Genomic DNA, 14,719 nt, shown 5'->3' on the forward strand with positions numbered 1-14,719 from the left:
AGGTCATTTTGCATAACTTTCCGGATTGGCTAAAGTCTTGCCATCCACTTCGCGAAATACCTAACAGGAGACGCCCGATGGATTCCCCCACGATTCTCACGCCGCGCGACTGGCCGTCGCATCCCGCGTATATCCACCCCGAGTACCGTTCGTCGGTAAAGCGCGGCCCGACCCGCCCGCTGATCCCGCTGAAGGAAAAGCTGCGCGACCAGTACGTGCCCGTCTACGGCACCGACGATCTCGGCGCGCTCGACCACGACCTGACGAAGAACGCCGTGAAGAACGGCGAACCGCTCGGCGAGCGCATCGTCGTCACCGGCCGCGTGCTCGACGAAGGCGGCAAGCCCGTGCGCAACACGCTCGTCGAGGTATGGCAGGCGAACGCGGCCGGCCGCTACGTGCACAAGGTCGACCAGCACGACGCGCCGCTCGACCCGAACTTCCTCGGCGCAGGCCGCTGCATGACCGACGCCGAAGGCCGCTACCGCTTCCTGACGATCAAGCCCGGCGCGTATCCGTGGGGCAACCATCCGAACGCATGGCGCCCGAATCACATCCACTTCTCGCTGTTCGGCGACTACTTCGGCTCGCGCCTCGTCACGCAGATGTACTTCCCCGGCGATCCGCTGCTCGCGTACGACCCGATCTTCCAGGGCACGCCGGAAGCGGCGCGTGACCGCCTGATCTCGCGCTTCTCGATGGACATCACCGAAGAAGGCTATGCGCTCGGCTACGAATTCGACATCGTGCTGCGCGGCCGCGACGCCACCCCGATGGAGCGCTGAACCATGACGACGCTGAAGCAAACCCCTTCGCAGACGGTCGGCCCGTACTTCGCGTACGGCCTGTGCCCGCAGCAATACGACTACGACCTGAAGAGCCTGTTCACGCCGGCGATCGCCACGCCGGACGCCGAAGGCGAGCACGTGCTGCTGGTCGGACAGGTGTTCGACGGCGACGGCAACGTCGTCAGCGACGCGGTGCTCGAATTCACGCAGGTGGACGGCGCGGGCCGCTATCCCGCGTCGCGCGACGACATCGCGAAGTCCGGCTTCACGGGCTTCGCACGCGTCGGCACCGGCACCGATGCGCAGCACCGCTTCGTTGTCCAGACGGTCAAGCCGGGCCGCGCCGCCGCCGACGAAGCACCGCACATCAACGTGACCGTGATGATGCGCGGGATCCTGACCCACGCGTTCACCCGCGTGTATTTCGACGACGAAGCCGCGGCGAACGCGGCCGATCCGGTGCTGAACCTGGTGCCGGCCGAACGCCGCGCGACGCTCGTCGCGAAGCGCGACGCGCAACCGGGCCGGCCCGTCGTGTACCGCTTCGACATCCGCATGCAGGGGCCGGACGAGACCGTGTTCTTCGACGTGTGACGTGCGAGCCGGCGCAGGCCGGCTACCCGCACCGAACCGCCGTGTGGCGCGATACCAACAGGCATCGCGTCGCGCGGCGGTTTTCGCTTTCGGGCCCCCACATTCGATGCCGTGCCGCAGCACGCCCGATCGGGACTGCCGACGCCCTTGGTTGACTGCTCCCGCCCCCGGCATCAAACGCGCGATTGAAACACATGCTGCGACAGCACATGAATCGTCGGGCCCGCACGATGTCGTTTGCGCGTTACACGGCGTATGCTTTGCTATCCGCCCGACACCGATTGGATTGAATCGAAACAGGCAACAATTTCACGCGCAATGCGCGAACACTGCCCCGCTGCCTGATCGCGCATTTTTCTGACCGAGTGCCTTCAAGCGCGTCTGACCGAAACCTGGCAGACGCGTTTTTTTCGTCCGCGACCGGAGCACGCCGCCGCACTCGCCGCCGCAGCCGTTCCGGCTAGCGGCGAACCTCCAGATACCGGCTCGGCGTTTCGCCGAGGATGCGGCGAAACGCCGACGTAAAGGCGCTCGCGCTCGCATAGCCCAGATCGAACGCGACCCGCGTCACCGGCTGCCCGTCGCTCAGGCGGGTAATCGCCGCGAGCATGCAGACCTGCTGGCGCCAGGCGGCGAAACTCACGCCGGTCTGCGCGCGGAACAGCCGCGTAAACGTGCGCCGGCTCACGCCCGCGTCGGTCGCCACCTGGTCGAGATCGGCCGCGATCGACGGCGACGCGAACAGATGCCGGCAGATCTTCGCGAGGCGCGCGTCGGCCGGCAGCGGCGCGTGCAGCGACAGCCGCGGCATCGTCGCGATTTCCGCGACCAGCAGCGCCATCAGCTTGCCCGCCCGGCCGTCGACGTCGTACATCGCCGGCAGGTCGATCGCATCGTCGATCAGTTGCCGCAGGAGCGGCGACACGCCGTACACGCCGCACTGGTCCGGCAGCCCCGCGGCCTCGGCCGTGTCGTCCGACACGAACGTGTTGAGCATCGTGACCGGCCCGGTCATCGTCATTTCGTGCCGCACGCCGGCCGGCACCCAGCACGCGCGCTGCGGCGGCACCAGCCAGCGGCCGTGCGGCGTCGACACGCTGATCGTGCCGCGCGACGCGAACGCGAACTGCCCGCGCCGGTGTGCGTGCTCCGGAAACGTCGTGCCCGCCGCGTAGTCGTTGGCGGTCACCACGACGCTACGGGGAATGTCTTCGTAGGGATCCAGCAGCGTATTTCTCAAGGCCCGAATTCCATCATGAATGACCCGATATCGAAGGCGGGTCACCTTCGATCGGTCTACGATCCGCTCCACGCTTGCGCGACCGGATGGCCGCAAGACCCGACGGCCGAATCGGCCGGATAGCGACTTCATCGGAGCGGAAATGCCCAATACGTTTCATCGCGTGGGGGACGGCCCCCACCCTGTTCTCGTGCTGCACGGCTGGTTCGGCGACGCGCGTGCGTTCGAGCCCGTCGAGACGTGGCTGTCGCACGAACGCTTCACCTATGTGTTCATGGACTACCGCGGCTACGGCGGCATGCGCGGCGCGCAGGGCGCGTACTCGATCGCCGAAATCGCCGCCGACGCGCTCGCCCTCGCCGACGCGCTCGGCTGGCGCACGTTCAGCCTCGTCGGCCACTCGATGGGCGGCATGGCGATCGAGAAGGTCGCCGCCATGGCGCCCGACCGGGTGCGCGCGCTGGTGCCGATCGCGCCGGTGCCGTGCGGCGGCCTGCCGTTCGACGCCGCGCGACGCGCGCTATTCGAACGCGCCGCCGACCACCTCGCCGATCGCCGCACCATCATCGATCGCAGCACCGGCGGCCGGTTGCCCGCCGCCTGGGTCGAGTGGAAAGCCGCGTATTCGGCATCCTGTTCGTCGCCGCACGCGTTCGGCGCGTACTTCCGCGCGTGGGCCGACACGGATTTCAGCGACGAGATCGCGGGCCGCCATCCGGTGAAGGTGCTGATCGGCGAGCACGACCCGGCGTTCGACGCGGCGCTGATGGCGCGCACCTATCTGCGGCGCTATCCGCGCGCGACCGTCGACGTGCTGCGCAATGCCGGTCATTACCCGATGAACGAAACCCCGCTCGCGCTGGTCGCCGCGATGGAAGCGTTCCTGCTCGACACGGTGGCAGACCTCGCGCCCGGTGCGTGACGCGCCGCGCATCGGCGGCCTCCGGTCGGCACGCATCACCGCAGCATGAACGACATGGCCGACAGGCTGTTCAGCGTGCGCACCACGTGCTCGACCGACGGCCCGTCGAAGCGCAGCGTCACCGCATCGACCCGCTCGAGCGACGGCAGAACGCAGAACAGATCGGCGAGCGCGGCCGTCTGCACGCGCAGCGTGCAAGCGGCCGGCGCGGGCCGGTGCGCGGTCGCGCGCCAGCCGGACGACAGCGCATGCGCGACCGTTTCGCGTGCGGCGGTCGCGATGCGCGCGCAGGACGCGGCTGGCGTGAGCGTGTCGCCGCTCGATGCACCGCCGGCCGTCTTGACCGTCTCGAAACGCGCGTCGGGAAACAGCGGCCGGGTTTCCTCGGCGAACACGTCGTCGCCCGACGCCAGCGCGACGTGCGCGCCGTATTCGCGCGCCAGCGCGCCGTACAGCCCGGCTTCGCCGAGTTCGACGCCGTTCAGCCACACCTGCGTGAACGCGAAGCTGTTGATGGTGTGCGCAAGCACGCCGCGCGTCTGCGATTTCGCATGAAAGCCGATCATGAACACGAGGTCGGGCTGCTGCTCGAGGCCCGCCATCATCCCCAGCGTGCGCGGCTTGCCGAGCACGACACGCGCGCGCGCATCGAGCCCGTCGGGCAGCAGGTTGCGAAAGCCGCCGTGCGAATCGTTGACCCAGACGGCCTGCGCGCCGCCGGCGAACGCGCCTTCGATCGCCGCGTTCGCCTCGGCGGTCATCCAGCGGCGCGCGCGTTCGTATTCCGGATTGCCGGCACGCGTCTGCTCGATGGCGAACACGCCGGCGACACCTTCGATGTCGGTCGAGATCAGAATCTTCATGAATGGCTCGGACGTCCTTCGTTGCCTGCGTTGAATAACCGCTCGAGATCGGGCACCGCGTCGCGCAGCGATTGCCGTACGTGGCCGTCTCGGCCGGTCACGGTCACGGCCTGCAGCAGCGCGTCGGCGATCGCGTGCTCGACGCTTTCGGCCGCGGCCATGAACAGCGGATCGAGCGCCGCATCGGCCACGAGGGCAGGCAGCGCGACGGTCGACGCATCGTGCGCGATCGTGTACGCGGTCGAAAAGGCGAGCGCGATGTCGCCGCTGCCATGCCCGTAGACCGAGCCGGTGCGGGCGAGCCCCGCGCCCGCGCGGCGCGCGAGCCGCGACAGTTGCCGCGCGTCGAGCGGCGCATCGGTCGCGAGCACCAGGATGATAGAGCCTTGCTCCGGCGGCGCCGCGTGCGTCGGCTGAGCGTCCGCGGCGGCACGCCGCTGCGCGACGATCCGTCCGACCGGCACGCCGCCGAGCGTCAGCATCGGCAGCCGGCCGAAATTCGCGAGCACCAGCGCGCCGACCGTATACGGCCTGCCGGCCGCAATGGCCACGCGCGACGCGGAGCCGATCCCGCCCTTCAGGTCGAAACACGACATCCCGCGCCCGGCGCCTGCCGCGCCACGTGCAAAGTCGCGCGCCGCCGTGCGGCACGCGTCGTCGTAATGCGCGGCCGTCACCGCGAACGCCTGGATGTCGTTCAGATAGCCGTCGTTGCACTCGAACACGAGCGGGTTGACGGTCGGCCAGTCGCGGCCGATTTGCGGATTCTTCTCGATTGCCGCGCGGATCTGCGCCTGCGCGACCGCGCCGACGCCGAACGTGTTGGTCAGCGCGATCGGAGTATCGAGCGTGCCCAGTTCGTCGACCTGCACGAGCCCGACGCTCTTGCCGAAGCCGTTGATCACGGCCGCGCCGGCCGGCACCTTGCTGCGGTACGGGTCGCCCGGATGCGGCTTCACGACGGTGACGCCCGTCTGCACGTCGCCCGCATCGAGCGTCGCATGGCCGACCGTCACGCCCGGCACGTCGGCGATCGTGCCGCGCGGCCCGGCCGGCAGCGTCGCGGCCCACATCGGTACGGCTCGCATCAGCGCCGCTCCAGCTTCGGGTCGAGCGCGTCGCGCAGCCCGTCGCCGAGCAGGTTGAACGCGAGCACGGTCAGGAAGATCGCGAGGCTCGGGAAGATCGCGACGTGCGGCGCGGTCACCATGTCCGCGCGCGCCTCGTTGAGCATCGCGCCCCACTCCGGCGTCGGCGGCTGCGCGCCGAGCCCGAGGAACGACAGGCTCGCGGCCGTGATGATCGACGTGCCGATCCGCATCGTGAAGTAGACGACGACCGACGACACGGTGCCCGGCAGGATGTGCCGCATGATGATCGTCCAGTCGGACGCGCCGATGCTGCGCGCGGCTTCCACGTAGGTCATGTGCTTGAGCATCAGCGTATTGCCGCGCACGAGCCGCGCGAACGCCGGAATGCTGAAGATCGCGACCGCGCAGATCACGTTGACCATCCCGTTGCCGAGGATCGCGACCACGCCGATCGCGAGCAGGATCCCCGGGAACGCGAACAGCACGTCGGCCACGCGCATCGTGATGCGGTCCCACCAGCCTTCGTAGTAGCCGGCGAGCAGCCCGAAGAACGTGCCGATGAGCGCGCCGAGCGCGACCGAGAAGAAGCCGGCCGCGAGCGAGATGCGCGTGCCGGTGACGATCCGGCTGAAGATGTCGCGGCCGAGCGAGTCGACGCCGAACCAGTGCACGGCCGACGGCCCCGCATTCAGCGCGTCGTAGTCGAAATAGTTTTCCGGATCGAACGGCACGATGTGCGGGCCGACGAAGGCCAGCACGACGAGCGCGAGCACGAAGCCGCCGGCGACCAGCGCGACGGTCTGCTTGCGGAACTTGCGCCAGAATTCACGCCACGGCGTGCGGATCGTGTTCGATGCGGCCGGCGCCGCGGGCTGGACAGTCGCGTTCATGCTGGCCTCACGCTCACTTGAACCGGATGGTCGGGTTGATGACCGCGTACAGCACGTCGACGGTCAGGTTGATCAGGATGAATTCGAGCGAGAACAGCAGCACGATCGCCTGGATCACCGGGTAGTCGCGCATCGTGACCGCGTCGACCAGCAGGCGCCCGAGCCCCGGCCAGTTGAACACGGCCTCGACGACGATCGAGCCGCCGAGCAGGAAGCCGAACTGCAGCCCCATCATCGTGACGACCGGGATCATCGCGTTGCGCAGGCAGTGCTTGAGCACCACCAGCGGCTCGTGCACGCCCTTCGCGCGCGCGGTGCGCACGTAGTCCTCGTTGAGCACCTCGACGAACGACGCGCGCGTGAAGCGCGCCATCACGGCCGCGACCGCGGCGCCGAGCGTCAGCGACGGCAGCACGTAGCTCTTCCACGTGCCGTCCGGCACGACCGGCAGCCAGCCGAGCTTCACCGAGAAGATCTCCATCAGCAGCATGCCGAGCGCGAACGCCGGAAACGAGATGCCCGACACCGCGATCGTCATCCCGAGGCGGTCGGGCCAGCGGTTGCGCCATACCGCCGACGCGATCCCGATCGCCATCCCGAACGCCGTCGCCCAGACCATGCTGACGAGCGTGAGCAGCAGCGTCGGCATGAAGCGCTCGCCGATCTCGGTCGACACCGGCCGCTTGCTGCGCGTCGACGTGCCGAAATCGCCGTGCGCGATCTTCACGAAGAAGTGCGAGAACTGCGCGGGCAGCGGCCGGTCGAGCCCGAGATCGGCGCGCACGAGCGCGACCGTCGCGTCGTCGGCTTCGGGGCCGGCCGCGAGCCGCGCCGGGTCGCCCGGCAGCAGGTGCACGAACAGGAATACCAGCACCGCGACGATCGCGAGCGTGGGCAGCAGGCCGAACAGGCGTTTGACGAGAAAATTCAGCATGGGGCACCGATCGAATCAGCGCGCCGGCAGCTTGCGCCGCCGGCGCCGGACAGCGGACGAGCTGCCGTCATTTCACCGAGATTTCGTCGAAGTTGAACGAACCGTCCGGCATCACGTACATGCCGTGCAGGCGCTTGCTGCGCGCGTAGACGATCTTCTCCTGCACCAGGAAGATCCACGGCGCGTCGGCCCACACCAGCTTCTGCGCGTCGGCGTACAGCGCGGCCTTCTTCGCGTTGTCGGTCGTCTCGAGCGCCTTCGCGAGATCGTCGTCGACGGCACCGTTCTTGTAGTACGCGGTGTTGTAGAGCTTCGGCGGTGCCGACGTGGACGCGAGCAGCGGCGACAGCGCCCAGTTCGCCTCGCCCGTCGAGGCCGACCAGCCGCTGTAGTACATCCGCACCGGCGCCGCCGCCGGATCCTGCGCGCTCTCGACCTTCGCGACCCGCTCGCCGGCCTCGAGTGCCTGCACCTGCACCTTCACGCCGACCTGCGCAAGCTGCTGCTGGACGAACTGGATCAGCTTCTGCGCCGTCGAATGGTTGTACGCGGACCAGAGCGTCGACTCGAAGCCGTTCGGATAACCGGCCTCCTTCAGCAGCGCGCGCGCCTTCGCCGGATCGTACGGCCAGGGCCCGAGCTTGGTCGCGTATTCGACGCCGACCGGGGCGACGCCCGTCTGCGGGGTCGCATAGCCGGCGAACACGACCTTCGCGAGCGCCTCCTTGTTGACCGCGTAGTTCAGCGCTTCACGCACCTTCGGATTGTCGAACGGCTTCTTCTGCGTGTTCAGCGAAATGTAGCGCTGGATGATCGACGGCCGCTCGATCAGCTCGACCTTCGGATTGCTCTTCAGGTCGGCCGCCTGCTCGAACGGAATCGTGAACGCGAAATCCGCCTCGCCGGTCTTGAGCAGCGCGGCGCGCGTGTTGTTGTCGACCACCGGCTTCCAGTCGATCGAATCGACCTTCGGATAGCCCTTCTTCCAGTAGCCGGCAAACTTCTTCACCTTCATGTCGTCGGTCTGCTTCCATTCGACGAACTCGAACGGGCCCGTGCCGACCGGATGCAGCGACACGTCGCGCCCCCACTTCTTCAGCGCGGCCGGCGAAATCATCACCGCCGACGGGTGCGCGAGCGTGTTGATGAACGCGGAGAACGGCTCGCGCAACGTGAAGCGCACCGTCATTGGATCGACCACCTCAGTCTTCTCGATCACGCGGAACAGTCCGTAGCGCTTCAGCTTGTTCGCCGGATCGGTCACGCGGTCGAAGTTCGCCTTCACCGCGTCGGCGTTGAAGTCGGTGCCGTCGTGGAACTTCACGCCCGGGCGCAGCTTGACCGTGTAGACCTTCGCATCGGGCGACGCCTGGTAGCTCGTCGCGAGCACGTTCACGAGCTTCATGTCCTTGTCGAAGCCGAACAGCCCTTCGTAGAACGACTTGACGACGGCCTGCGACACCGTGTCGTTCGCGTCGTACGGGTCCATCGTCGTGAACGTCGAGTACACGGCGACCACGACGTTCTGCTGCGCGAACGCGGGCGCGGCGACCGACAGCGCGAGCGCGCCTGCCCCCGCGGCGAACAGCGCGCGCGGGCGGAACATCGGGAACGAGTGCGGCTTGTTCATTTTGTCTGGCTCCTGTGGATGATTCGGTAACGCGTGGTGGAAATCGCGGCGTGACTGCATCCGCTCCGGGTAGTGACGCCGTTGCCTGGCGCGTGCGCAGCTGCGGTCCATATGCGCCTCGCCGCGCAATCAATACGCGCCGCCGACGCGATGCGTCGCGACGTAGTGATCGGGGCCGACCGCGACGAGCGGTGCGACGATCGGCTCGTCGCCGACCGCGCGGATCGGGCTCGGAATCTCGTCCGCCGCGAGCTGGCGCGGCGCATGCCGGCGTGCCGGGTCGGCCACCGGCACCGCGCTCATCAGCTTCCTCGTATACGGATGCTGCGGCGCCTCGAACACCGCACGGCGCGGGCCGATCTCGACGATCTGGCCAAGATACATCACCGCGACCCGATGGCTGACGCGCTCGACGACGGCCATGTCGTGCGAGATGAACAGATACGCGACGCCGAGCTCGCGCTGCAGGTCGAGCATCAGGTTCACGATCTGCGCCTGCACCGACACGTCGAGCGCGGACACCGATTCGTCGGCGATCACGACCTTCGGATTCAGCGCGAGCGCGCGCGCGATGGCGATCCGCTGGCGCTGGCCGCCCGAGAATTCGTGCGGATAGCGGCGCGCGGCCTCCGGCGGCAGGCCGACCTTGTCGAGCAGCCAGTCGACGCGCGCCTGCGCTTCGCGGCCGCTCGCGACACCGTGCACGAGCAGCGGCTCCATGATCGAGAAACCGACCGTCAGGCGCGGGTTCAGCGACGCGAACGGATCCTGGAAGATGAACTGGATGTTCCGGCGCAGCGCCTGCAGGTCCTGGCCCTTCAGCGCGCTGATGTCGCGGCCGTCGAATTCGATCGAGCCGCTCTGCGATTCGACGAGGCGCAGCAGCGAGCGGCCGGTGGTCGACTTGCCGCAGCCCGATTCGCCGACGAGCGCCAGCGTCTCGCCCGCGCGCAGCTCGAAGCTCACGCGCTCGACCGCATGCACGTACTGCGACACACGGCCGAACACGCCGCTCTTCACCGGAAACCGCGTGACGAGATCGCGCACGCGCAGGATCGGCGGCGCGGCCGGATCGACGTGCGGCTGCCCGGCGGCGGGGACCGCGGCCGCATCGTTCGCATCACGCACGTCGTTCGCGTCGTTCGCGTCGTTCGCGGCAGGCGCCGGCGCGGCCGCGCTCGCGCCGTCCACCTTCATCAGCGGAAATTTCTCGGGGATATCCGTGCCGTGCATCGAGCCGAGCCGCGGCACGGCCGCGAGCAGCGCACGCGTGTAGCGATGCGCGGGCGCCGCGAAAATGCGCTCGGACTCGCCCTCCTCGACCTTCTCGCCGCGATACATCACGAGCACGCGATCGGCCACTTCGGCCACCACGCCCATGTCGTGCGTGATGAAGATCACGCCCATGTTCATTTCGTCCTGCAGGCCGCGGATCAGCTGCAGGATCTGCGCCTGGATCGTCACGTCGAGCGCGGTGGTCGGCTCGTCGGCGATCAGGAGCGCGGGCCGGCACGACAGCGCCATCGCGATCATCACACGCTGCCGCATCCCGCCGGACAACTGGTGCGGATAGCGCGCGAACACGCGGCGCGCCTCCGGAATGCGCACGAGATCGAGCAGCCGCAACGCTTCCGCGCGCGCTTCGGTCGCGCTCTTCGACTGGTGCAGCGCGATCGCCTCGCTGATCTGGTCGCCGACCGTAAACACCGGGTTCAGCGACGTCATCGGCTCCTGGAAGATCATCGCGATGTCCGCGCCGCGGATCCCGCGCATCGTCGCCGCACTCGCCTGCGCGAGGTCGACGAGCGCGCCGCCACGCCGCCGCAACGCGATCCGGCCGCTCGTGATCTCGCCGCCGCCGTGCTCGACGAGCCGCATCAGCGCGAGCGACGTGACCGACTTGCCGGAGCCCGATTCGCCGACGATCGCGAGCGTCTCGCCGCGATCGACGTGAAACGACACGTTGCGCACCGCGTCGAACGTCGCGTTCTCTCGTCGGAACATCACCGACAGGTCGTCGACGGCGACCACGCGCTGTTCCGGCAGCACCAGCGCGGACGGGGTTCGGCTCGAAGTCATGCGAAGGTCTCCTCGTACGATCCGGAATCAGGCCGCATCGTCGCGATAGATGCCGACCACGGGCGTCTCGCCGACGCGCGCGTAGCCGCGATACATCCCTTCCGTGTTGAACGGCATCGCGACGTTGCCGTGCGCGTCGACCGCGACGATCCCGCCGCGCCCGGCCAGGCGCGGCAGCTTGTTCATCACGGCGTCGTGCGCGGCGTCGGCAAGCGACGCGCCGCGATAGGCCATCTGCGCGGCCACGTCATGCGCGGTCGCGAGCCGGATGAACATCTCGCCGGTGCCCGTCGCGGAGACCGCGCAGGTCGCGTCGTCCGCGTAGCAGCCGGCACCGATGATCGGCGAATCGCCGACGCGTCCGGGCTGCTTGTTGGTGATGCCGCCGGTCGACGTCGCCGCCGCGATATGGCCGCGCAGGTCGCACGCGACCGCGCCGACCGTGCCGTGCTTGCGGTCGGGATCGAGCGGCTCGGCCGGCTGCCCGGCGCCGAACGCGAAGGTCGCCGCGTCGTGGTCGAGCATCGTGCCGGCCGCCCCGCGCGCCTTGACCCACTGCGCACGACGCGCTTCGGTGTCGAAATAGCCGGGCTCGGCGAGTTCGAGGCCCTGTGCGGCCGCGAATGCATCGGCGCCCGCGCCCGCGAACAGCACGTGCTCGCTCGCCTCCATCACGCGCCGCGCGGCGAGGACCGGATTGCGCACGCGGGTCGCGCAGCAGATCGCGCCGGCCGCGAGCGTCGTGCCGTCCATCACCGCCGCGTCGAGCTCGTGCTTGCCTTCGGCCGTATAGACGGCGCCGCGCCCGGCGTTGAACAACGGACAGTCCTCGAGCATCCGCACCGCGACGGTGACGGCGTCGAGCGCGCTGCCGCCGTCGGCGAGCACCTTCTGCGCGGCCTGCAGGATCGCGGTGAGCTCGATGCGGTAGCGGCGTTCGGTGTCGGTGTCCATCGCCTCGCGCAGGATCGTGCCTGCACCGCCATGAATCGCGACGATCGCGGGTGAAGTCATGATTTTTTCGGACCGGAAGAAGAAGGGTTGGCGGCCGGCAGCGCCGCTTGCGGCCGGACCAGCCACGGCAACAGGAATTCGGTCATTTCGGCGGCGGACTTCGCGGAGCGGTGCGTGCGCAGCGCGACCGCGTCGATCAGCGCCTCGATCATCGTCAGCACGGCCGCTTCCGACGTGGCCGCGAAACGCCGCTCGGCCTTCACGTACAGGTTCAGCGACGCGATCGGTGCCAGCGGCGAACCGGGCCCGTCGGAAATGCCGAGCACGCGCGCGCCGCGCGCCGCCGCGCGGCGGGCCAGCTCGATCGTGTCCTTCACGTAGCGCGGAAACGCGAGCGCGATCACGAGATCGCGCGAGTCGGCCGTGTACAGGCGCCGCGCCGCATGCGACGGGCCGCCGAGCAGCGCGAGCGACTGCACGTTGTCGTGACACACCGACAAGCCATGTTCCATCAGCCCGGTCAGAAACGCGCTCGAACCGGCGCCGAGGATCAGCACGCGCCGCGCGCCGACGATCGCCTCGACGGCCGCTTCGACGTCGGCCGCATCCAGCTGCGCGCGCGTGTTCTCGATGTTCGTGACGGCCTGGTCGAACACCGCGTCGATCCACGCGGCGCCGCGCACGCCCTGCTCCTGCTCTTGCTCCTGCGCGGAACGCAGCCGTTCGACCGGGCCGAGCGTCGCCTCGAAGCCGCGCACGAGCGCCGCGCGCATCGCCGGATAGCCGTCGAAGCCGAGCGCCTTCGCGAAGCGGTTCGCGGTCGCGATCGACGCACTCACCGCCTGCGCCAGCTCGTCGATCCGCATCGTCGCCGCGCGGAACGGATTCGCGAGCACGAACTCGCCCATCCGGCGGTGGATCGGCGTCATCCGCGGCATGGCCGAGGCGATGCGCTCCGCGATCGCGGATTCCTCGTGACTGACATCGTGTGGAACGAGCGGCGTCATGCGAATGGTTTTGCAAGGTGGATGAAAATCAATTTACACAATTCGCCGACAGGAAAAAAATAAATTTTCATCAGGGTTGTCACGCCCCTTGCCGGGCCCGGCTGATGCGGTCGGCCCTGCGACGGCCGCTCGGCCCCGGCAAGCGGGCGTTCGGCGCTCGGTCGCCATGCAACGCGCCGGACACCCGATCTGCAGACCTATCGGGAATACCCCAGGCATGTTCGTTCGAATGCAGATTCACGTTGACCTGATTCGAATTCGAACATAGGATGCTCGAAAATGATCAGTCGTCTGATAACATCGGCTTTCGATAGCATCGAAATGTTCGATCGAATATGGTCATTTCGAGAAAAACCGGGCGAATTTGCGCCTACCAAGATCGGACATCGTACAAATAAGACAGGACGAGACGCCCTAGCCGGGCGACTTGCATGGATCAGGAGACAGCAGTGAAAACAGTCAAGGCGTTGCGCTGGTGGATCATCGTGCTGGTATGCCTCGGCACGATCCTCAACTACCTCGCTCGAAACTCCCTCGCGGTGCTCGCACCGGAACTGAAGCAGGTGTTCGCGATCTCGACGCAGCAGTACTCGTATATCGTCGGCGCGTTCCAGATCGGCTACACGATCATGCAGCCGGTGTGCGGGTTCATCGTCGACCTGATCGGGCTGCGGCTCGGGTTCGCGCTGTTCGCGATGCTGTGGTCGGTGGTCGGCGTCGCGCACGGCTTCGCGTCGGGCTGGCTGTCGCTCGGCATCCTGCGCGGCTTGCTCGGGCTGTTCGAGGCTGCCGCGATTCCGTCGGGGATGAAGGCCGTCGCCGAATGGTTTCCCGATCGCGAGAAATCCGTCGCGGTCGGCTACTTCAATGCCGGCACGTCGCTCGGCGCCGCGATCGCACCGCCGCTCGTCGTGTTCCTGTCGCTGCGGTTCGGCTGGCAATCCGCGTTCATGGTCACCGGCGCCCTCGGCTTCCTGTGGGCCGCGCTCTGGTACACGCAGTACCGCTCGCCGGCCGCTCATCCGCGCCTCACGTCGCAGGAGCGCACGCTGATCCGCGACGGCCAGGCCACGATGCCGGCCGTGTCGAAGCGCCGGATTCGCGACGTCGTCACCGCGCGCCGCTTCTGGGCCATCGCGCTGCCGCGCTTCTTCGCGGAACCCGCATGGCAGACCTTCAGCTTCTGGATTCCGCTGTACCTCGCCACCGAGCGCCACATGGCGCTCACGCAGATCGCCGTGTTCGCGTGGATGCCGTTTCTCGCGGCCGACCTCGGCGGCATCGCGGGCGGCTACCTGTCGCCCTACCTCGCGAACCGGTTCAAACTGCCGCTCGTGTGGTCCCGCGTCGCCGGCGTCGCGCTCGGTTCAGTGCTGATGCTCGGGCCGGCGATGATCGGGCTCGTGTCGTCGCCGTACACGGCCATTGCCCTGTTCTGCGTCGGCGGCTTCGCTCACCAGATGATCTCCGCACTCGTCAACACGCTGTCGGCCGACGTGTTCGATCCCGAGGAAGTCGGCACCGCCAGCGGCTTCGCGGGCATGGCCGCGTGGATCGGCGGGCTCGGCTTCTCGCTGCTGGTCGGCGCGCTCGCCGACAAGATCGGCTACGCCCCGCTGTTCGCGTGCCTCGGCCTGTTCGACCTCATCGGCGTCACGCTGCTCGCGGTGCTGATTCGCGGGCAGTCGAAGCAGGAACGCCTGCTCGCGCAACACGCCTGACCTCCG

Annotated in this window: 13 protein-coding genes; 4 read left to right on the top strand and 9 right to left on the bottom strand. The window is 68.3% G+C overall.

From position 1 onward, the window contains the following. The first annotated feature begins 77 nt into the window (after window positions 1-77). Together pcaH and pcaG are read left to right on the top strand one after the other, a co-directional pair. Entirely contained in the window at window positions 78-785 is a 708-nt protein-coding gene (pcaH, locus tag U4Y91_RS15805) for a protocatechuate 3,4-dioxygenase subunit beta (RefSeq protein WP_124484995.1), read from the top strand. A gap of 3 nt (window positions 786-788) precedes the next feature. Beyond that, a complete protein-coding gene (pcaG, locus tag U4Y91_RS15810) occupies window positions 789-1,382 on the top strand; it encodes a protocatechuate 3,4-dioxygenase subunit alpha (RefSeq protein ID WP_044842915.1) in 594 nt (197 codons plus the stop codon). A 460-nt stretch (window positions 1,383-1,842) separates the two neighbouring features. On the opposite strand, the gene U4Y91_RS15815 is transcribed toward pcaG, so the two are convergent. Next, a complete protein-coding gene (locus U4Y91_RS15815) occupies window positions 1,843-2,622 on the bottom strand; it encodes an AraC family transcriptional regulator (protein WP_044842914.1) in 780 nt (259 codons plus the stop codon). A gap of 142 nt (window positions 2,623-2,764) precedes the next feature. Between U4Y91_RS15815 and U4Y91_RS15820 the strand changes: the two genes are divergently transcribed. After that, window positions 2,765-3,544, top strand: a complete 780-nt coding sequence (locus U4Y91_RS15820) for an alpha/beta hydrolase (protein ID WP_321805801.1) — start codon at window positions 2,765-2,767, stop codon at window positions 3,542-3,544. A gap of 35 nt (window positions 3,545-3,579) precedes the next feature. On the opposite strand, the gene U4Y91_RS15825 is transcribed toward U4Y91_RS15820, so the two are convergent. From U4Y91_RS15825 to U4Y91_RS15860, 8 genes are all read right to left on the bottom strand, one after another. Further along, on the bottom strand, window positions 3,580-4,407 hold the full coding sequence (locus tag U4Y91_RS15825) for a M55 family metallopeptidase (protein ID WP_321805802.1): 828 nt from the start codon (window positions 4,405-4,407) through the stop codon (window positions 3,580-3,582). After that, window positions 4,404-5,495, bottom strand: coding sequence for a P1 family peptidase (locus tag U4Y91_RS15830; protein WP_321805803.1), 1,092 nt, complete (start codon window positions 5,493-5,495; stop codon window positions 4,404-4,406). The genes U4Y91_RS15825 and U4Y91_RS15830 overlap by 4 nt, the downstream gene beginning before the upstream one ends. Beyond that, window positions 5,495-6,388, bottom strand: a complete 894-nt coding sequence (gene gsiD / locus U4Y91_RS15835; protein WP_044842910.1) for a glutathione ABC transporter permease GsiD — start codon at window positions 6,386-6,388, stop codon at window positions 5,495-5,497. The genes U4Y91_RS15830 and gsiD overlap by 1 nt, the downstream gene beginning before the upstream one ends. Before the next feature lie 13 nt (window positions 6,389-6,401). Beyond that, on the bottom strand, window positions 6,402-7,322 hold the full coding sequence (gsiC, locus tag U4Y91_RS15840; protein ID WP_321805804.1) for a glutathione ABC transporter permease GsiC: 921 nt from the start codon (window positions 7,320-7,322) through the stop codon (window positions 6,402-6,404). 67 nt (window positions 7,323-7,389) lie between these two features. Next, window positions 7,390-8,952, bottom strand: coding sequence for a glutathione ABC transporter substrate-binding protein GsiB (gene gsiB / locus U4Y91_RS15845; protein WP_044842908.1), 1,563 nt, complete (start codon window positions 8,950-8,952; stop codon window positions 7,390-7,392). A 129-nt stretch (window positions 8,953-9,081) separates the two neighbouring features. Beyond that, window positions 9,082-11,031 carry a dipeptide ABC transporter ATP-binding protein gene (locus tag U4Y91_RS15850; protein ID WP_321805805.1) on the bottom strand — a complete coding sequence of 650 codons (1,950 nt, stop codon included), beginning with the start codon at window positions 11,029-11,031 and terminating at the stop codon, window positions 9,082-9,084. 27 nt (window positions 11,032-11,058) lie between these two features. After that, window positions 11,059-12,045 carry an isoaspartyl peptidase/L-asparaginase gene (locus tag U4Y91_RS15855; protein WP_321805806.1) on the bottom strand — a complete coding sequence of 329 codons (987 nt, stop codon included), beginning with the start codon at window positions 12,043-12,045 and terminating at the stop codon, window positions 11,059-11,061. Beyond that, window positions 12,042-12,992, bottom strand: a complete 951-nt coding sequence (locus tag U4Y91_RS15860; RefSeq protein WP_321805807.1) for a MurR/RpiR family transcriptional regulator — start codon at window positions 12,990-12,992, stop codon at window positions 12,042-12,044. Before U4Y91_RS15860 ends, U4Y91_RS15855 begins: the two co-directional genes overlap by 4 nt. A 449-nt stretch (window positions 12,993-13,441) precedes the next feature. On the opposite strand from U4Y91_RS15860, the gene U4Y91_RS15865 reads away from it, so the two are divergent. Further along, on the top strand, window positions 13,442-14,713 hold the full coding sequence (locus U4Y91_RS15865) for an MFS transporter (protein ID WP_321805808.1): 1,272 nt from the start codon (window positions 13,442-13,444) through the stop codon (window positions 14,711-14,713). Window positions 14,714-14,719 lie beyond the last annotated feature (6 nt).

It is taken from the genome of Burkholderia sp. BCC1993 (assembly GCF_905339865.1).
Taxonomy (GTDB): domain Bacteria; phylum Pseudomonadota; class Gammaproteobacteria; order Burkholderiales; family Burkholderiaceae; genus Burkholderia.